Annotated in this window: 18 protein-coding genes; 17 read left to right on the plus strand and 1 reads right to left on the minus strand. The window is 43.8% G+C overall.

Features of this window, described 5'->3' with window-relative positions; all coding sequences use genetic code 11:
• The first annotated feature begins 88 nt into the window (after nt 1-88).
• The 5 genes from mtnP to HYU97_07740 all read left to right on the plus strand — a co-directional run bounded on the left by mtnP (nt 89) and on the right by HYU97_07740 (nt 5,362).
• Nucleotides 89-946 (plus strand): S-methyl-5'-thioadenosine phosphorylase, encoded by an 858-nt coding sequence (mtnP, locus tag HYU97_07720; GenBank protein MBI2336631.1) that lies wholly within the window; start codon nt 89-91, stop codon nt 944-946.
• 84 nt (nt 947-1,030) lie between these two features.
• Nucleotides 1,031-1,390, plus strand: coding sequence for a helix-turn-helix domain-containing protein (locus HYU97_07725; protein ID MBI2336632.1), 360 nt, complete (start codon nt 1,031-1,033; stop codon nt 1,388-1,390).
• 63 nt (nt 1,391-1,453) lie between these two features.
• A complete protein-coding gene (gene recO, locus HYU97_07730; GenBank protein MBI2336633.1) occupies nt 1,454-2,011 on the plus strand; it encodes a DNA repair protein RecO in 558 nt (185 codons plus the stop codon).
• A 687-nt stretch (nt 2,012-2,698) separates the two neighbouring features.
• Nucleotides 2,699-4,009, plus strand: coding sequence for a serine/threonine protein kinase (locus HYU97_07735; GenBank protein MBI2336634.1), 1,311 nt, complete (start codon nt 2,699-2,701; stop codon nt 4,007-4,009).
• A 444-nt stretch (nt 4,010-4,453) separates the two neighbouring features.
• Complete coding sequence (locus tag HYU97_07740; GenBank protein MBI2336635.1) at nt 4,454-5,362, plus strand: diguanylate cyclase; 909 nt, start codon at nt 4,454-4,456, stop codon at nt 5,360-5,362.
• Here HYU97_07740 and HYU97_07745 read toward each other — a convergent pair.
• The gene (locus HYU97_07745; protein MBI2336636.1) at nt 5,345-5,995 is read right to left on the minus strand and encodes a response regulator; all 651 of its coding nucleotides are present in this window, start codon (nt 5,993-5,995) and stop codon (nt 5,345-5,347) included. The two genes, HYU97_07740 and HYU97_07745, sit on opposite strands and share 18 nt — an antisense overlap.
• Nucleotides 5,996-6,210: 215 nt before the next feature.
• Between HYU97_07745 and HYU97_07750 the strand changes: the two genes are divergently transcribed.
• From HYU97_07750 to HYU97_07805, 12 genes are all read left to right on the plus strand, one after another.
• Nucleotides 6,211-6,654 (plus strand): transcriptional repressor, encoded by a 444-nt coding sequence (locus HYU97_07750; GenBank protein MBI2336637.1) that lies wholly within the window; start codon nt 6,211-6,213, stop codon nt 6,652-6,654.
• A 474-nt stretch (nt 6,655-7,128) separates the two neighbouring features.
• Complete coding sequence (locus tag HYU97_07755) at nt 7,129-7,767, plus strand: hypothetical protein (GenBank protein ID MBI2336638.1); 639 nt, start codon at nt 7,129-7,131, stop codon at nt 7,765-7,767.
• 25 nt (nt 7,768-7,792) lie between these two features.
• Nucleotides 7,793-9,058, plus strand: coding sequence for a hypothetical protein (locus HYU97_07760; GenBank protein MBI2336639.1), 1,266 nt, complete (start codon nt 7,793-7,795; stop codon nt 9,056-9,058).
• Nucleotides 9,059-9,252: 194 nt separating this feature from the next.
• Entirely contained in the window at nt 9,253-9,798 is a 546-nt protein-coding gene (locus tag HYU97_07765; GenBank protein MBI2336640.1) for an FMN-binding protein, read from the plus strand.
• The gene (locus HYU97_07770) at nt 9,788-10,273 is read left to right on the plus strand and encodes a hypothetical protein (protein MBI2336641.1); all 486 of its coding nucleotides are present in this window, start codon (nt 9,788-9,790) and stop codon (nt 10,271-10,273) included. Before HYU97_07765 ends, HYU97_07770 begins: the two co-directional genes overlap by 11 nt.
• Before the next feature lie 292 nt (nt 10,274-10,565).
• Complete coding sequence (locus HYU97_07775) at nt 10,566-11,438, plus strand: FAD:protein FMN transferase (protein MBI2336642.1); 873 nt, start codon at nt 10,566-10,568, stop codon at nt 11,436-11,438.
• Nucleotides 11,435-12,400 (plus strand): tRNA lysidine(34) synthetase TilS, encoded by a 966-nt coding sequence (tilS, locus tag HYU97_07780; GenBank protein MBI2336643.1) that lies wholly within the window; start codon nt 11,435-11,437, stop codon nt 12,398-12,400. The genes HYU97_07775 and tilS overlap by 4 nt, the downstream gene beginning before the upstream one ends.
• 404 nt (nt 12,401-12,804) lie before the next feature.
• Nucleotides 12,805-14,706 (plus strand): ATP-dependent metallopeptidase FtsH/Yme1/Tma family protein, encoded by a 1,902-nt coding sequence (locus HYU97_07785; GenBank protein ID MBI2336644.1) that lies wholly within the window; start codon nt 12,805-12,807, stop codon nt 14,704-14,706.
• 175 nt (nt 14,707-14,881) lie between these two features.
• Nucleotides 14,882-15,721 (plus strand): dihydropteroate synthase, encoded by an 840-nt coding sequence (folP, locus tag HYU97_07790; protein MBI2336645.1) that lies wholly within the window; start codon nt 14,882-14,884, stop codon nt 15,719-15,721.
• A gap of 83 nt (nt 15,722-15,804) precedes the next feature.
• On the plus strand, nt 15,805-17,148 hold the full coding sequence (locus tag HYU97_07795) for a phosphoglucosamine mutase (GenBank protein ID MBI2336646.1): 1,344 nt from the start codon (nt 15,805-15,807) through the stop codon (nt 17,146-17,148).
• The gene (locus tag HYU97_07800) at nt 17,145-17,867 is read left to right on the plus strand and encodes a pyridoxine 5'-phosphate synthase (protein MBI2336647.1); all 723 of its coding nucleotides are present in this window, start codon (nt 17,145-17,147) and stop codon (nt 17,865-17,867) included. The genes HYU97_07795 and HYU97_07800 overlap by 4 nt, the downstream gene beginning before the upstream one ends.
• Nucleotides 17,864-19,396 carry an NAD(P)H-hydrate dehydratase gene (locus tag HYU97_07805; protein ID MBI2336648.1) on the plus strand — a complete coding sequence of 511 codons (1,533 nt, stop codon included), beginning with the start codon at nt 17,864-17,866 and terminating at the stop codon, nt 19,394-19,396. Before HYU97_07800 ends, HYU97_07805 begins: the two co-directional genes overlap by 4 nt.
• Nucleotides 19,397-19,492: the final 96 nt, after the last annotated feature.

Genomic DNA, 19,492 nt, shown 5'->3' on the forward strand with positions numbered 1-19,492 from the left:
TATGGTACTTGTGAAAGCAATTGTTGTAAAGAAATTACTTGCTTTGAAAGACAAACTTTTTGATAGGATGGCAACGGAGGCAATGATCATGATCGGTATTATCGGTGGTTCGGGTCTTTATCAAATGCAAGAGCTCAAAAATACAGAAGAGCTCAAAGTTAACACCCCCTTTGGCGAACCTTCTGATGCCCTCATTCTAGGAGAGTTATCGGGCGTCAAAGTCGCTTTTCTAGCCCGTCATGGCCGAGGGCATCGGATATTACCCAGTGAATTAAATTTTCGGGCTAATATTGCCGCTTTAAAAATCATCGGCTGCCAATCGATTATTTCTATTTCAGCCGTGGGTTCTTTGAAAGTCGAAATTGAACCCGGGCATTTAGTCATCATTGACCAATTTATCGACCGCACCTTTGCCCGCCCTGCTACTTTTTTTGGCAATGGCATTGTGGCCCACGTGGGCTTTGCTCATCCCATTTGCGCGAACCTACAAAAGCAACTCGTGCAATCAGGGCATACGATTGGGGCAACGGTTCACGATGGCGGCACTTATCTATGTGTGGAAGGCCCGATGTTTTCTACTCAGGCTGAATCGCAGCTCTATCGCCAATGGGGTGCTGCTGTGATTGGCATGACTAATCTACAAGAGGCCAAACTCGCCCGCGAGGCCCAAATGTGTTATGCAACAGTGGCACTTTCGACCGATTATGATTGTTGGCATGAGGGCCACGACACCGTGACGATTGAAATGATTATTGATACTTTAAATAAAAATATCGCAACGGCTCAAAGCTTGTTAAAAACAGTCTTGCCAAAGATAAATCAAGGGGCACCATGCAAATGCCGTGAGTCTTTGAAAAATGCGATTATCACCGATAAAACAAAGATTCCCCCAGCAACGTTAGAACGGCTGCGGTTTATGCTACCTAAGGAATTTCTTGAAGGATGAGAGAGATTGCTTCGCGGACGCTCGCAATGACAGAGGGCTGTCATTGCGAGGCCAGCCGGCCGAAGCAATCTCATATGTGATAACATGGAAAATCTAGGAAGTTATTTAAAAAGAGAACGTGAACTACGCCGCATCAGCTTAGAAGAGGTGGCTAAACTTACAAGAATTAATCTCCAATATTTAAGTGCCATTGAATCGGATCACTTTGAACGCCTCCCAGGCATAACCTATGCCCGCGGTTTTTTGCGAGCCTATGCCCAATGTATTGGGCTGAACGATCATGACACTTTGTTGCGTTTCGATGCTTTAATGACTCAACTAGAATCTTACGGCCAGAAAAAATCGCCCCTGCAAGAAAAAAAATGGATTAAAAATTCTCTCTTAGTCATTGCCATCTTAATCCCAGTGGGCCTTGCCATTTGGCTTTCTTATGGGCACCTCTAATTGGGGGGACCTCTAAAAAGGGCCCAGATGCAAGGCGCCCGCAAAGACGCGACCGGAGCGTATATGGAAATACGTGAGGATCGCGGCTTTGCGGGCAACCCCCTTATGCAAACACTTGAAAAAGTTTTTTTACTTAAAAAAGTTCATTACCAAGATGCCCATCTTATTCTAACTTTTTTAGGGGAAAACTTAGGGCGATTTTCGGCACTGGCTTACCAAGCTAAGGTAAGCCAAAAGCGGGGTGGGGGGCTTTTAGATTACACCAACCTTTTAGAGATTGAATTATCTGCCCAACCTAAAAGTCGTCTGCCCGTGGTACAAAACATTCAACTACAAGCAAGTTTTGCCTACATTCGCCAAGACTACGAACGCCTAGAAAAAACGCTGCTTTGGTTTAATTTTTTAAATAAGGCCATCCAAGAATCGCAAGTCATCAGAGGATTGTTTGAAAATATTCAATCAGCTTTGGCACGCATGAACAGCCCTGAAGAACCCACCCATGTCGATCTTGATTTCAAAAAAAAGTTGCTCACCCAATTAGGCTATCACTTTGAGTGGAAATATCCTGATAGCAAGGCCATCAACAAATTTGCCCAACACCACCTAGGCTTCGGATTTTAATTTTTATGATGACCTCTGTCATTGCGAGGCAAGCCAGCCGAAGCAATCTTCAGTTTTAAAATAATGTTGGAGACTGCCACGCTCGCTATCATGGGTCCCCGCCTTCGCGGGGATGACATCGCTCGCAATGACAGAGTCCCTCACAGTAAATAATTTTTATACTGTTCAATTATAGCCTTTCAGAATTGCCCTTAATCAAGGCGAAAATAAAATTGCATCCGGAGGCGTACTCGCGTAACAGGCAAACTTCAGCCGGTGGCTGAAGGCAAACTATTTAAGCGTATAAGCTCTTGATCCAAGCTAGCTGTACGTCGAGGATGCAATTTCATTTTCAACGCAGAGTAAGGGCAATTGTGAAAGGCGGTGAAGAAAGGAGGGCAACTACCCGGATTTCCTCCGGGTAGTTGGTAGGTCAAAATAGTGCGGTTTTTTTGACGTGAGGTCAAAACCCATTTTCTAAAGAGAGGTCATGCATAATGGGTTTGACCTTATATATGTGCAAGTTGAATGCCAAATTGGCATGCCCAACCGATTAACAAGATAACTATTTGAAATTACTTAAATTAATATTTGTTTTTAGGCTGGATTCATGTTAGTTTTTTCTTACTAAAAAGGGGATTTTAGGCCCCATTCTAAAGATATTTGGGGAAATTTAACCCCATTACGTGATAATGGCAGTTTTCATTTATGACAAAACCACGACCCTTCGGTCATTACTTCATTCTAGAAAAGATCGCGCAAGGCGGTATGGCGGAAATTTTTAAGGGCCTCACTTATGATTTTACAGGCCTGAAAAAATTTGTCGTTATCAAACGTATTTTGCCCCACATTGCCGCCAATAAAGAATTTATTCGCATGCTCATCGATGAGGCCAAGATTGCGGTTAGCTTAACTCATGGGTCCATCGCGCAAACCTACGATTTAGGAAAAGTAGGGCGCGATTATTTTATTGTCATGGAATATGTTGATGGCAAAACCATCAGCCAAATCATCAAACGATCCCAGAGCCTTCACGAACCCATTCCCATTCCCATCATCGCTTACATCTTAAGTGAATTGTGCAGCGGCCTCGATTATATTCATCGCCGCACCGATGAAGCGGGTGATCCCTTGCACATTGTGCATCGTGATATCTCACCGCAAAACATCATTGTCTCTTATTCAGGCAGCGTTAAGATTGTTGATTTTGGCGTAGCCAAGGCCGCCATGAAGGCCAGTGAAGCTGAACTAGGAGTTTTGAAGGGGAAATTTGCCTACATGTCACCCGAACAAACTGAGGGTACAGCAGTTGATCATCGCTCCGATATTTTTTCGGCGGGCATTGTTTTATGGGAAATGTTGGGGTTAAAACGACTCTTTAAGAAAAAAACCAATGCCGACACCGTTGCTGCCGTAAAATATCAAGAATTTATTGCCCCCAGCGATCTACGCCCCGAAGTGCCTGCTGACCTCGATGTTATTGCTCAAAAGGCCTTGGCCAAAGATCCGAACGTTCGCTACACCAGCGCCCAAGAAATGTCGCTTGATTTAACCAAGTTTATTTTAAAATATTATCCTGATTTTAAACAAAGCCACATCGTAACCTATTTAGAAAAAATTTTTACAGGGCTTGGGGAAGACACCGTTGCTTATCAAGAAAAAACTATTTTAGAAGAAAAATCAAAGGCCACTTCTAAAGACTTAAATCAATCCACCGAAGAAACGGTTTTGGTTGATAGCCGTGCCCTCGACTTTCGTTCGATCTTCGATGACATCGATGTAGAAGACCCTAGCGAGCACACGAAATTTATTGATTTTTCCGAAATCGAAGCGACCATCGGTATTGAAGGCTTCCATGAACTTTCAAGCGAACGCCAAGAAAATTCCAAAACTGTTTTGTTATCTGACCTCTACCCCAAAAAAACCAACCACTCCCACTTAAAAAGAAACCTAACCCTAGGCCTGATCGCCTTATTGCTATTAGCGGGTTTAGGGTTTTATATTTTTAAGATTGTTTAAGTTTATTTAAGTTTATTTAAGTTTATTGATATAAAAAGAGAGAGCAGTGACTTTGAAGTTGAGATGGTTTTGCCGACCCATCGCAGAAGCGGCGGGGCCCCCATGCGGGCTAGCCGGCATGGAAAGCCGAGGCCCATGTCATCCCTGCGAAGGCAGGGACCCATGATGGGGGAACGCGGAAGGCTTCCGTGCCGGCGGGCCCCATGAGGGTCGCCGCTGGAGCGCCGGGTCGGCAAAACCATCTCAACTTCAAGGTCACTGCTCTCTCTTTTTAGGTGCAACGATTTGCAGATTAATTGAAGAATAAAATGGAAGATTCTTTTCCGCCGGAGGCGGACCAGCCTTTGGCTGGCGCGGGCTCAGAATGACACGATTGCTAGGGCTACCGCACTTTTATATTTTCAAGATTGCCCTCCATTAGCTATTTCGTTATACTTTGCAAATATGAATGGTCAGTTTAAAGATGACACGATTATTCGCGCGATCAACAAAGACGATCCTCAAGCTGAAAAAATTCCCGCCCTGCATTTTTTAACCGGTCCCGCCATGGGCAAACTATTCCCTCTTTTAGAAGGGGAGTGGACCATTGGCCGCAACGAAAAATCTGATTTCCTTGTTAAAGACGAAGCGATTAGCCGATTCCATTGCAAATTTATCGTTAAAAACAACCAAGTTACGGTTGAAGATTTACAAAGTGCCAACGGAAGCTTTGTGAATGGTGAAAAGATTACCCGGCACAAACTTCAAACCGGCGATAAAATTCGCATTAGTTCAGAATCCCTCATTCGTTTTGATTATGTTGACCAATTTGACACCGCATCTTTTCATCAACTCTATAATATGGCGGTGGTTGATATTGTCACCGGCGCTCACACCAAACGTTATTTTTTAGATCAACTAGCTTTAGAATTTTCTTATTCAAAACGTCGCAACACCCATTTATCTCTCATCTTATTTGATATCGATTTCTTTAAAAATATTAACGACACTTACGGGCATCTGGCCGGCGACACACTATTAAAAAAATTATCCGAAATGACTCAGCTTATCATTCGTAAAGAAGATATTTTTGCACGTTATGGGGGAGAAGAATTTGCCATTCTGATGCGCGATACTCAATTGCCAGATGCCATCCGGTTGGCTGAACGGCTTCGTTTAATTGTCAGTGAAGCCAATTTTGAATTTGAGGGGAAAATGATGCAAACGACGGTTAGCTTTGGAGTGGCCTGTCACATCGATCATAATTTTCAAGAACCCGAAGACCTGATCAAAGAGGCCGATTATTATCTTTATTTGGCCAAACAAAAAGGGCGCAACCGCGTCTTAGCCAAACCCTTACTTACCTCCACTTAAAAACTTCCATACCATTTCTTTTAAGCCCATCATTTGTTCATAAACCTGATCTAAGCCAGCGCGATCTTTGGTGGGTTCGTTAGAATCTTTAGCATCTTTAGGGTCTTGGCCATTGAGTTTGACTAATTTCTTAAGATTATTTTGAATGGCATTTAATTTTTTCAACATGCTACGTGCACTCGCATCAATAAGACTTGGCCCCAAGGCTCCACTCGCTGCCAGGGTCTCTAAAGGATTTTGATGACGCCGTTCAAATTTTGTGATGATCCGTTCAATAATTTTGGGCATGGCTTCAAGCGAATCGCGAGTTTTGATAATATAATCTTCGGCCCCCGCTTTAATCGAACGCGCCACATTTTTTTCATCACCGTTGGCGGTTAACACTACCACCGGGCAATCGGGCGCCAGTTTGTGTGTCTCTTGAATATGCTGTTCACCTTGTTGGTCGGGAAGGGCCAAATCAGTTAAAACCAGATTATACTTTTGATGTTTTAATTTCTTGTAACCCTTGCTGGCCATATCCACATGTTCAAACCGCAAGGGCTTAAAATGAAACTTCAATGCACTTTGGATCAGCTCGGCATGCTGAACGTTCGCATCCATCAACAAAATTTTAAAGGCCTTTGTGGACATAGAATTACAAGACCCTCATTTTAAGGTTTAAAATAAAAAAAGGCAAAAACTAAAAATGACGCAACCCATTAAAATATAAGGTTTTGTAATACCAAGGCCTTGCCTCTCACAAATTCTGATTCTAACAACTTTAACTTAAAAAAAATATGGTTAGTTTGTAATTTAGAGTGATAATTCATTGACATAGCTAAGTTACCTTGATTATTTTACTTATTATGATGAGCAAATCGAATCCCCACGAAATTCTTAATAATTATTTGTCGAATAAAGGGCTTAAACAAACTCACCAACGTGAAATTATTTTTAACGCCTTTTTAGAATCGAAGGGCCATGTCACCATTGAAGCCCTCCTCGACAAAGCACGTAAGACAGATACCAACATTGGTTACGCCACCGTTTATCGTACGCTCATGCTCCTACAAGAATGTGGTTTGGCCGTGCAACGCCACTTTGGGGAAGGGCAGTCGCTTTTTGAACCGGCTGGCAAACACCACGATCATTTAATCTGCGTCAAGTGTGGGAAAATTGTTGAATTTGAAAATGACCACATTGAAAAACTCCAAGATTCCGTGGCTAAAAAACATGGTTTTCACTTAAAATCCCATCGGCACGAACTCTACGGCCACTGCAGCAAATGCCACGCCAAAAGCCATTCCTAATCATTTTCATTTGCAAATCATCACACCTAAAAAGTTATTTTGAGTTGGGCTAAGGTGTCTATCGAGAACCCGCACCCGTAAAGCCTACTCGGCCAAAAAAATCCTTTATTTTTATTGAATTAGAGTATTCCTCTGTCATCCTCTAATTCAAAAAAATAATAGGAGCCCAACTCAAAATAACTTTTCATATCTCTGCAAATATTTGAGAAGAAGTCTTTTCGAGGTAGGGAGAGGCCAAGGGAGAGCCTTTCAGCGCAGGAGGGCGGACGTAGGAGGGTTAAAAAATTTTATTGTTTTTTTGAATTAGAGGATGACGAAGGAATACTCTAATTCAACCAAAAACAAAAAATTTTTTAGCCCTCCTTAAGCCGACCAGGCGCGGGCTCTCCATTGGCCTCTCCCTACCTCGAAAAGACGTGGGCTAAGAATTTGCACTTGACAATGACCTGCCTGGCAGACTAATCCCTGTCATATATGAAAATGAAAGTTATTTTCAATATTGCCACAGAAAGGAAAGTAGCTATGCAGAAGATTTTTTTAACCCTCGCTTGCTTGGTTAATTTTAGTATTGCCCATGCCACACCACCCGTGCCCTCCATTCCATTAGAAGTGGGCATTATGCCCGTTTTGACCCAAGTTGCAGACCCTCATTACAAGGCCACTACGCTCATTGAATGGTTCAAAGATTATCGAAAAAACAAATGGTCTAAAGACGGCCCCATTAAAGATATGGTGCGTGAACATGTGGCCTATGGAATGGATGACAAGGGGTACCGAGTGGTTAAAGATTCGGTGGTGGATCCTTTAGTTGCCCAATACGAAGACAAAGAACTCAAACCCAACAATCCCTTTTTTCAGGTGGGTATTAAGGCGCTCGTCTTTCCAAAAATTTTAAAAATGGATGCGGCTCAAATGACGCAAACTGGAGAAGTCACGATTGAACTGCAAATTGATGTCGTTTCAACTGAAACTGGGCAGTTGCTTTGGTCAGGCATTAATAAAAACAAACGCATCTGGGATAAACGTAACATTATTGCCCCTGACATGAAGAACTATCTTACTCGAGCCGTGCGCGATTCCCTTAAACAATTACCTAAGGCGAACCATTCTTAAAATTTTTATTAAAAAAGGAGAAATCATGAAAGTTAAATTGTTCCACAGTATCATGCTTGCTTGCCTGGTATCGTGGGTTGGTCAAAACTCACAAGCTGAACCGCAACTTCCCAAAAGCGTGGGTGAATCCTCAACCGCCTCTGAAAATCAAGATGCAAGCGAGGGCCCGGTTTACTATGAAATCAAAAAAGAAGGGCATAACGAAACCGCCGTTCCTGAAGGCGTTTCGGGATTTAAAAAGTTTTTAGGCCGCACCACAGTCGGTGGTTATTTTGATGTGGAATTTGACAATGATGGGGGCGTAAATAATGCCTCTAGCTTTGATGCTCACCGTTTTGTTTTAGGGGTGTCTTCACAACTTAATAATTGGTTGTCGATCAATAGTGAAATTGAATTGGAACATGGTGGTGATGGCACCATCACCAACGGTGACCATGTAGCCCTTGAACAAGCCTTCTTTGATGCCACGGTGCGCGATTGGTTGACCTTCCGCGGTGGGGTTATTCTCATCCCCATGGGACGAGTCAATATTCTCCACGACGCCAATTTGTTAGATTTTACCACTCGCCCGCTCCCTGATTTGTTGATCATTCCTTCGACTTGGTCAGAAACAGGCGTTGGCGCTCATGGTTTTCATAACTTTGCCAACAACATGGCCTTTAATTATGAACTCTATGTAACCAATGGTTTGGCCAGCCCCAATGGCGATGGCAACGTGTTGGGCAATGGCGGTAACCGCGGGCTACGCAATGGGTTCCGAAATGATAACAATAATGACAAGGCCATCAGCGGTCGTTTAGGTTTTTCACCCATGACGGGTTTAGAAGTAGGGGCGTCAGCCTATACTACAGACTTGGCTAGCAATGGAGCTGGCGATGAACGCATGACCATCTTGGGTGGGGATTTGCGCTATCAATCGCCATCTTGGGAATTTGGCAATACCATCGTAGGCCCGGTGGAATTAGAAGGTGAAGTTTACAAAACCTTTGTGGACACCAATGGAGTCACGGGACAGTTTGGTTATTATGCTCAACTTAACTTTCACTGGTTCCCTGGCCCTTTTCGAAAAGTGATCCCTGATGGGACCTTCACCAACATGGTTCGATTCAACTATGTTGATACAAATACTGCTGGGGCAAGCACCGATGAACGTAAACGTTTAGAAATTGGTATGAACTTTAGGCCTATTGAGCCTTTTGTGATTAAAGCCGAATATCAAATGAATTTTGGCTCAGATACAGCAGCCAATAATAACGATCGTATTATTGCTTCAGCCGCCATTGCTTTCTAACATTTTATTCTGGGTACATGAGCTGGCAAACCCTTTCTCTCCATTTGTGGTTTGCCAGCTTTTTTTTATGTGTTAAAGCTTTATAGGTGTCATATATGGATCCCGGGTCAAGCCCGGGATGACGTAATGCCGTCATGCCGGACGAGCCTGCCCCGGACTTGATCCGGGGATCCGGCATCCATTCATTTTTAACTATGAATGAAAACGTCGCTACTTTTATTGTCATGTTTGCTGTAGTCTGCTTTGGCTCAATAGCATGGGCACAAAAGATTTATTTAACGCCTGTAGATGCACTTAAATTGATGTTTAAAAAATCAAGCACGGTAAGTGAAGAGAAACATGCCGTGAGTCTTGAACTTCGCCAAAAATTAGAAAAAGAAAATCGAATTCCTTTTCCAAAAAACACTTATACGTTTTATGTGGGAAAGAGTGGGGAAAAGATTGATGGCTATGCCCTGATCGATGAAGAAATTGGCAAGGTTGAGCCCATCACCTTTGTGACTTTGATTTCTCCCGAAGGGATTATCCAACAGGTAGAAATTATGGTGTATCGCGAAAGTCATGGGGGAGAGGTGGCACAGCTGCGGTTTTTAAATCAATTTAGAGGAAAGACTTTAGTGGGGGACTTGCGGCTTAATCAAGGGATTCGTAGCATTACGGGGGCTACGCTTTCGGCAAAGGCTTTGGTGACAGGCACGAGACGGGCTTTAATTCTTTGGCAAAATTTTTATGGAAAATAAATGGCTTCATCAATGGTCGATAAATTTCAAAATAGCTATTGTTAGCTATTTAATATTACTCACCGTGGGTTTTAGTTTTGCCTTGTTACAGGGCTACGACAAAACCCAATTGAATCATGCAAAAACAATTACCTATTATCAAGGTGGGGATAGCGCAGACAGTTTAGATTTGCCAAAGCCCTACAGTCACATCTTAGCGGTTATGCATGTGCATGCATTTACCATCCCTTTGGTATTTTTTTCTTTATGGATCTTACTTGGATTTGTGCCGACAGCAAATCGCTTTAAAGGGATGTTGATCGTCATTAATGGTTTGGGCATCTTGATTTATAATTTTTCTCCTTGGCTGGTGCGTTATGGGGGGAATCAATATGTTTATGGTTTTACCATTGGCGGGGGAGGGATGTTTTTGTGCTTTGGGATCATCGCCGCCACCATTTTTTATGAAATATTTTGGGGTATTAAAAAGGTATAAGCAAACAGGATGAGAAAGTTTTTTTTGAGGGAGGGATAGGTCAATTGAGAGCCCGTGCCCGGTCGGCTTAAGGAGGGCTTCTGTCATTGCGAGCAAGCCCCGTTGGCGAGCGTGGCAATCTCACCGGTTAAACCAAGGAGATTGCTTCGCCCGTTGGGCTCGCAATGACAGATGCCCTCTGGAGCCTGTCCTGAGGCGCATGCGTTGGAGCCGACCTCCTGCACTAAAAGGCTCTCAATTGACCCATCCCTCCCTCAAAAAAAACCTTCTCATTCCATTTGCTTGACTATTTATGAGTTTCTACAAATTAATCCCATTAAAAATATTTTTATTGCTCACAAGTTGTGCATCGACAACGGTTTATACTCGGTCGCAGTTGTTGATGGGGCATGTGCCGGTTACGATATCGGTCAAAATTGCTTCGCATGAAAAGGCCCTTGCTGATCAAGCGATGGATCAAGCTTATGGTGTGGCTAGAAATTTAGAAAGGCAGTTAAGTGAATGGCAAGCAACTTCACAAATCAGTTGTCTTAATCAAAATGCCGGGCGGAAAAGTTGCAAGTTTTTTCCTGATACTTTACGGGTATTAAAACAAGCCAAAGAACTTGCTGAAAAACTAGACGGTTATTTTGATATTCGCTTTGCGTCTAAAACAAAGGCGGGGATAGTAGGGGAAATTATTCTTGATGAAAAGAATAAGAGTGGAAAACTGACAGACCCTGAAACTCAAATTGGTTTAGGGGCTATTGCTAAAGGTTATATTGTTGACCAAATGTTACAGCAATCGGAATTAAAAAAATTTACGGATGTATTGATCAGTGCCGGCGGAGACACTGCTAGCCGCGGAGGGCCTTGGCCCGTTGCCATTCAAATTCCCCAGCAATTGCCGGGTAAATATACGGCTCCTATGTTCTTAAAAGACCAAGCTATTGCCACTTCAGGCAATGATGAACAACCGGGGCATATCCTATCTCCTAAAACGATGCTGAGAGTAGAAAGAAATCAAAGCGTATCGGTGATAACCAATTCACTTACCTTGGCCGATGCCATGGCTACAGGGTTTTACGTCGCAGGTGAACTAACAAGCGTTGAGCTATTGAAAAGATTCCCAGGAACCATTATGGTTTGGACAGATCCAACAGGAAAGACGCGTCACTATCCATGAAACAATTACTTAAAGCTATTAAAGATTCGCATGCCTCTTTGCCGCAAGAGGCGCGCGGCTTACCCATCATTATAGCTGCCTCCGGGGGCTTAGATTCTACGGTTTTGTTGCATGGGCTTTATCAATTGCGGCAAGCATTGCCAGTGCTCGTTGTGGCGCATGTTAATTATGGGTTGCGCGGTAAAGAATCGGATGAAGATCAAGCTTTTACGGAACAGCTTTGTCAGCTGTTTAGCTTGCGTTGTTTTGTTTTGCAAAAAAAAATAGGTACCAAAGCCAATGATTTACAAAATAAGGCGCGTAAAATTCGCTACGATTTTTTTACCAAGATCGCATCGGAATTAAAAGGCGCCATTATTGCTACGGCTCATCAACGCGATGATCAGGTAGAAACTTTCTTGTTGCGTTTAGTGCAAGGGGCCTCAAGTCATGGGTTGGGGGGGATGGAAGAATTTTCTGCTGGCCTCTGGCGGCCGCTTTTAAAATGCCCTCGCCAGGCTTTGGAGAAAATTGCCCAAGAAAATAAAATTGAATTTAGAACCGATTCTTCTAACCAAACCGACAAATATTTGCGCAATAAAATCCGCCAACAATTATTGCCCCTACTTAAAACACTCAACCCCCGCATCGAAGAACACATTGCCAAAACCGCCACGCATCTGCGCAGCCAGGCACAATGGGTCATGCTGATGGCAGAAAAATTTTTAACTACTCACCGTGAAAAAACAGGCAAGGGATTTTCACTCCCCATCATTCCTTTAAAAGAAGCACCTCGCGCCTTAAGGTGCCAGGTGTTGCAACAGGCCTGGAAAGAACTTTCAAACAACTTGCCCCTCAATTCCAAAAAATTAGCTCAACTGGAACAGGCCGTGCTATTCCCACAAAAAAAACGCCAATTCATTTTTAAAGACCCCATTTTAATCGAGCAAACCCGTTATCGAATTAGTTTTAAAAATATTTAAAGGTGAAGATATTTTAGGCCGGGGCCCCTCTGTCATTGCGAACCCAGCAGGGTGAAGCAATCCCTTCTGTCTAACCGGTGAGATTGCCACGCCCGTTGGGCTCGCAATGACAGAAAGTCCATAACGGCTAGCTCGCATGGGGGCCCCGGCGCTTCCGCGATGGGTTGCTAAAGACAGCTTCGGGCTCCAAAATCTAAAATACCTTTGTATTATAGTTTTACTTTAAGTTATTGTTTTATCTATTTAAATTTAAATATAGATTGCTTCGCCATGCTTGGCTCGCAATGACAGGGTAATGTCATTGCGAGGAGGCAAAACCGACGAAGCAATCTCACAATAGTGGCCAGTAATAGATTGATTTTATTAGCAGAAACGTTTACCGTTAAGGACTGGAAGGACCTGCTATGAAACCCACTTATAAGACAATTTTGCTATGGGGCATTATCATCTTGTGTTCCATTTCAATTTTACAACTCATTAGTTTCCCACCCAATAGCGAACAAAGCATTTCTTACAGTGAGTTTGTAAAAGATATCAAAGAAAATCGCATTGAAAACGTGGTAGTGAAAGGCAATGTCTACACGGGTAAATATAAGCCTAGCAATTCTGGTAAAAAGTTTTTTAAAGCGATTGGCCCCTCTAATAGCGATAAGATTAATGAGCTGTTGGCCAATTCGCAGGCCCGCGTCGAATTTTTAGAACATCGCGACTCCTCGATGCTGTATCAGTTTTTGATCTATTGGCTGCCCATGATTGTTTTGGTGGGGCTTATCATTTTTATCATGCGGCAATTACAGGCCGGGGGCGGCAAGGCCATGAGTTTTGGCAAAAGTAAGGCCCGCCTCATGACTGACAAATCTCGCCGGGTTACTTTTGCCGATGTAGCGGGGGTTGATGAAGCCAAAGAAGAACTACAAGAAATTATCGAGTTTTTAAAAAATCCTAAAAAGTTTACCAAGCTGGGGGGAAGGCTTGCCAAAGGGGTTTTGCTGATGGGCCCTCCCGGGACGGGCAAAACTTTATTGGCACGGGCCATTGCTGGCGAAGCCGGGGCACCGTTTTTCTCGATTAGTGGTTCTGACTTTGTAGAAATGTTTGTAGGGGTGGGGGCCAGCCGAGTGCGTGATCTTTTTGAACAAGGCAAAAAACACGCCCCTTGTATTGTGTTTATTGACGAAATCGATGCGGTGGGTCGCCATCGTGGGGCAGGGCTAGGCGGCGGCCATGACGAGAGGGAACAAACCCTTAATCAATTACTCGTTGAAATGGATGGCTTTGAAAGTAACGAGGGGGTTATTTTGGTCGCGGCTACAAACCGCCCCGATGTTTTAGACCCCGCCTTATTGCGCCCGGGCCGCTTTGATCGGCGGGTCGTAGTGGCCAAACCCGACCTACGAGGTCGCGAATTAATTTTGCGGATTCATATGCGCAAAGTACCGATGGCAGGTGATGTTAATCTTTCGATTATTGCCCGTGGTACTCCCGGGTTTAGTGGTGCCGATTTACAGAACTTAGTTAATGAAGCAGCTCTCGTCGCGGCCCGCACTGAAAAGAAAGCTGTCGAAATGGTAGATTTAGAATTTGCCAAAGATAAAGTATTGATGGGCTCCGAGCGGCGCAGCATGTTGATTAGCGAAGAAGAGAAAAAAAATACAGCCTATCATGAAGCCGGCCACACCTTGGTGGCCAAACTTATTTTGGGGACTGACCCCATCCACAAGGTTACGATTATTCCCCGAGGAATGGCATTGGGGTTAACCCAGCAGCTACCGGAAGAAGACAAGCATTCTTATTCTAAAGAATACACTGAAAATCGCATCGCTATTTTAATGGGTGGGCGGATTGCTGAAGAACTTATTTTTGCTGCTCAAACCACCGGCGCTGGTAATGACTTTCAGCATGCCACCGACCTGGCGCGTAAGATGGTTTGTGAATGGGGGATGAGCGAAAAATTGGGCCCGATTCATTATGCTAATCGTGATGAAGAAATCTTTTTAGGTCGCGAATTAGCTAAAAACCCCAACTATAGCCCCTCAACCAGTGACCTTATCGATGAAGAAATTAAAGCACTTATCTTACGCAATTATGAGCGGGCTAAAAAATTATTGAGCGAACATATTGACCAACTGCATCGTTTGGCCAAGGCCTTGCTTGAAATGGAGACTTTGTCGGGGGATCAAATTGATTTGATTATGAGTGGGGGGACGCCGGCGGTGGTGACGCCTAGCGCTGAAGTCGCCGAAGTTAAAACTCGCAAACGGTCAAAGCCAAAGCCCATCATTTCACCCCAACCTACCAAGGCTTGACAATTTTCTGTCATTGCGAACCCCCTTCAGGGGTGAAGCAATCCGATGCAGAGCATCGTCCTGAGCGGTAGCGAAGGATCTCCTCGTTTGCAAGAGATCCTTCGGCTAAAGCCTCAGGACGACCTTCGGTCGGATTGCCACGCCCGTTGGGCTCGCAATGACAACATTTTAAATTATGTCGGTTTGGAAATTTGCAAATATTGAATGGGACTTGGAAATACAGCCAAGAATCTTGGGAATCTTGAATGTTACTCCGGATTCGTTTTCGGATGGGGGGCTTTTTGTTGAACCGCAACGGGCCTTGGAGCATGCGCTTAGAATGGAAGCGCAAGGGGCTGATGCGATTGATGTTGGGGCTGAGTCGACTCGGCCTGGGGCGTGTGAAATTACCATTGCAGTAGAATGGCAACGCTTAGAGTCGGTGTTAAAATTATTAAGTGCATCGCTGAAAATACCTATTTCACTGGATACTCGCAAAAGTGAAATTGCACGCAGGGGGATTGCAACCGGGGTTCAGATTATCAACGATGTATCAGGGGGGCGATTTGATGCTAAAATGTTTGATGTCGTTCGGCAAACTAAAGCAGGTTATATTCTCATGCATTCGCGTGGAACTCCTGATCACATGATGGAACATTGTCATTACCAAAATCTCTTCGAAGAAATTAAACAAGAACTTAAAAACCAAGTTGGGCTTGCACAAAAGCAAGGGGTTAGGCCTAAACAAATCGTACTCGACCCGGGTTTTGGTTTTGCCAAAAATGTTGAACAAAATGATGATTTATTAGATAACCTTGAAAAAGTGATCTTAGAATCTTATCCTTGCGCCATTGGCATTTCACGCAAACGATTTTTAAGGGAAAAAGCGGGTGGTGAGCAGGAAAAGCTGATGAAACTTGGCATTGCTGGGTGTCAAAAGGCTTATAAAAAAGGAGTACGCCTTTTTAGGGTGCATGAGGTAGAATTGACTGTTAAGAGATTAAAAGGAATGGATCCCGGGTCAAGCCCGGGATGACGTCACTGTTGTCATCCCGAACTTGATCCGGGATGACAGGGGCAACGTCATCCCGGGCTTGATCCGGGATCCATACATTTTCTATGCAAAACTTATTTGGTACGGATGGGATTCGTGGGGTTGCAAATAGTTTTCCGATTACAGCCGAAGTGGCCTTGGCCTTGGGCAAGGCGGTGGCGGTGTTATTTCGAGAAAAACAATCTAAAAAAATTGTCATTGGCAAAGATACTCGCAAATCTAATTACATGATTGAAAATGCGATTGCGGCAGGCATTTGTTCGATGGGGGTGCAGGCCATTTATTTGGGGCCCATTCCAACCCCCGGGATTGCCTTTATCACCCAATCAATGCGGGCTGATGCGGGGATTGTCATTAGTGCCAGCCATAACCCTTACTTTGATAATGGGATTAAAATTTTTGACCACGATGGCTACAAACTCCCTGATGAGCTCGAAGAAAAAATTAGCAACATGATTCTTAAGCAATCCTTTCCACCGGGCCCCACCAAAGAACACATCGGAACTGCTTTTAGGGTGGATGATGCAGGGGGGCGTTACATCACTTACTTAAAATCGACCTTTCCCAAAGATGTGACCCTTGAGGGAATCAAGGTGGTAATTGATTGCGCCCATGGTGCGGCTTACAAAATTTCACCTACTTTATTTGAAGAGTTAGGGGCCACAGTGATCGCTATGGGGGTAAAACCCAATGGGCTTAATATCAACGAACGCTGTGGGGCCCTACACCCTGAACATTTGGCTAAAAAAGTTTTAGAAGAAAAGGCTCAACTGGGGATTGCCTTAGATGGGGATGGGGATCGGGTGATTTTAATCGATGAGAAGGGTAATATTGTCGATGGCGATTTTATTTTAGGAATTTGTGGCGAAAATTTAAAAGAAAAGGGCCTGCTCCATCATAACACCCTGGTGGGAACCGTAATGACCAACATGGGGCTAGAAAGTTGGCTTAAAACTAAAAAAATCCAATTATTAAGAACTCAAGTAGGGGATCGTTATGTGGTAGAAGCCATGCGCCATAATGGCTATTGTTTAGGTGGCGAACAATCGGGCCATATTATTTTTTCAGAATATAGCACCACGGGTGATGGCACCTTAACCGCCTTACGAATCTTAGAAATTCTTAAACTTACCGGAAAAAGTTTATCGGAGTTAGCCGCCAATATTCCGCGCTTTCCTCAGCTCCTTATCAAAATCAAAGTAAAAGAAAAAAAGGAATGGGAGCAAATCCCCGCTTGCAATCATTTGATACGGGAAATTCAAAAACAATTGGGGGGAGAGGGCAGGTTATTGTTGCGCTATTCTGGCACCGAACCCGTCTTTCGCATTATGATTGAAGGGCGTGACGAAACCAAAATTAAAAATTACTTAGTGAAAATTGAAGAAGAATTTACTAAACAACTCACGTGAAACTTGGCGTTAATATTGATCATGTCGCAACGATCAGGCAGGCTCGAGGGACTGCCTATCCTGAACCCGTGGTAGCGGCCAAAATTGCTGAAGCCCATGGGGCTGATCAAATCACTTTTCATTTGCGGGAAGATCGTCGGCATATTCAAGATCGTGACTTGCCACAATTAAAAGCCGCAGTTCGTATTCCTTTAAATATGGAGATGGCTGCAACCCCTGAAATGGTCAAGATTGCCTCACGCTTAAACCCTTACAGTGTAACGTTTGTCCCTGAAAAACGTAGGGAATTAACCACCGAAGGTGGGCTTAACTTAGCCAGACATAAAAATCGTTTAGGAGAATATTCTCGAAAATTACAACAATACGGTATTAAGGTGAGTTTATTTATTGATCCTACGTTGCAAGACACCGATTTAGCTCATGCCTTGAAAGTCGACCATGTGGAATTTCACACGGGCACTTATTGTGATGCCAAGACCCATCGACAAAGGCAACAGCAATGGCAACGCCTTTTACAATGTTGCCAATATGCAAAAGAGTGCGGGCTTTATGTGGCCGCTGGTCATGGGCTTAATTATGAAAATATCCAAGAAGTCTTAAAAATTAAAGAGATTGAAGAATATAATATTGGTCACTCTATTGTGGCAGAAAGTATCTACTCCGGCTTTGGTGAAGCCGTGGCCAAAATGAAACAACTCCTGACGGGATCTACTGATTGAAAATTGTAACCGCAAAACAAATGCAAAGGTTGGATTGGCTAACCATTCATCGTTACAAAGTACCGGGAATTGTGTTGATGAAGCGGGCAGGGATGGGGGCCTTTCAATGGCTACAAACTAAATTTGGCCATCGTAAAAAAGTTTGGACGGTGTTGGGAGGGACTGGCAATAATGGGGGTGACGCCTGGGTGGTGGCGGCACAGGCTATGGCACGGGGTTACCAGGTACAATGTTTTTTGATGGGGGAACCCAGCCGTTTGAATACCGATGCTAACTATTATTATCAAAAAATAAAGGCTCATGTTCAAACTATTCAATCGATAAAAGACCTGACCCCTCTAAGCCAGGCCTTAAAAAATTCTGATTTAATTATTGATGGGCTTTTTGGGACAGGTTTGTCTAGGCCCTTACGCGGTTTGCAACAACGAGTTGTTAAGCTAGCCAATACTGCAACAAGTGTGCGAGTTGCTTTAGATATACCGTCAGGGATTGCTTCAGATTCAGGTGAAAGTATGGGTGAAGCCATCCGGGCTGATTACACGGTTACTTTTCAATTACCTAAGTGGGGGCATTTTTTAAAAGACGGGGCTAATGCCACTGGTTCATTAGTCGTTATTCCGATTGGAATAAAAAAATCACTTATTCAAAAAATAAAAACTAAGGCCCAGATGATTTCGGGCGCACAAATTAAAGGCTATTTGCCCCAAAGGCGCCCTAATATCCATAAAGCAAGTTTTGGCCGAGCCTTGATCATTGCAGGCTCTAAAAAAATGCCGGGGGCTGGAATTTTGGCTAGTACCGCGGTATTGCGATCGGGATGTGGCTTATCCACATTGTTTTTTCCAGCGGGGGCAATTCATCCAAGTTTGTTTAAACATCCAGAAAATATTTTAACTCCCATTACAAATTCTTCAGGGGTTTTTGATAAAATATCTTTAAAAGAAGTATTACCTGAACTCTCAAAATTTAAAGCCTCAGGCCTTGGTTGTGGAATAGGGCTTGCCCCAATAACAACCCCATTTGTTAGAACGATCGTCAAAAATTTTAAAGACCCTATCGTGGTTGATGCCGATGGGCTCTTTCATCTTCAGGGCAAACAACGAAAACCCATGATTGTCACGCCCCATCCTGGCGAAATGGCACGCTTACTTGGAACGAGCGTCGCATTTGTTGAAGCTAATCGCATGAAAGTAGCGATGCAATTAGCCAAAAAATGGAATGTATATGTATTGCTCAAAGGCCACCGTAGCCTCGTTGCCACTCCAAGGGGTCAGGTCTATATCAACCCAACAGGCTCAGTAACTTTAGCAACAGCCGGGTCAGGGGATGTATTAACCGGTTTGATCACAGGGTTCTTGGCCCAAGGCTTAAATCCATTGCGGGCCTGCCTTACCGCCGTTTATATCCACGGCCAGGCAGGGGATTATATTTATGAAAAGGTTGGAGACCGAGGTACTACGGCAAGTGATATATTAAAATTTGTCCCCATGGCTATCAGGCAAATTACCGTACCTAAAAAGTTTTATTGAAGGGGGCTAGAGGGTAATTTGAGAACTCGCACCCGTGAAGCCTACTCGGCTCAAAAAATCCTTTATTTTTAATTGAATTAGAGTATTCCTTCGTCA

The organism is Deltaproteobacteria bacterium, assembly GCA_016183235.1.
GTDB lineage: Bacteria > UBA10199 > UBA10199 > DSSB01 > JACPFA01 > JACPFA01.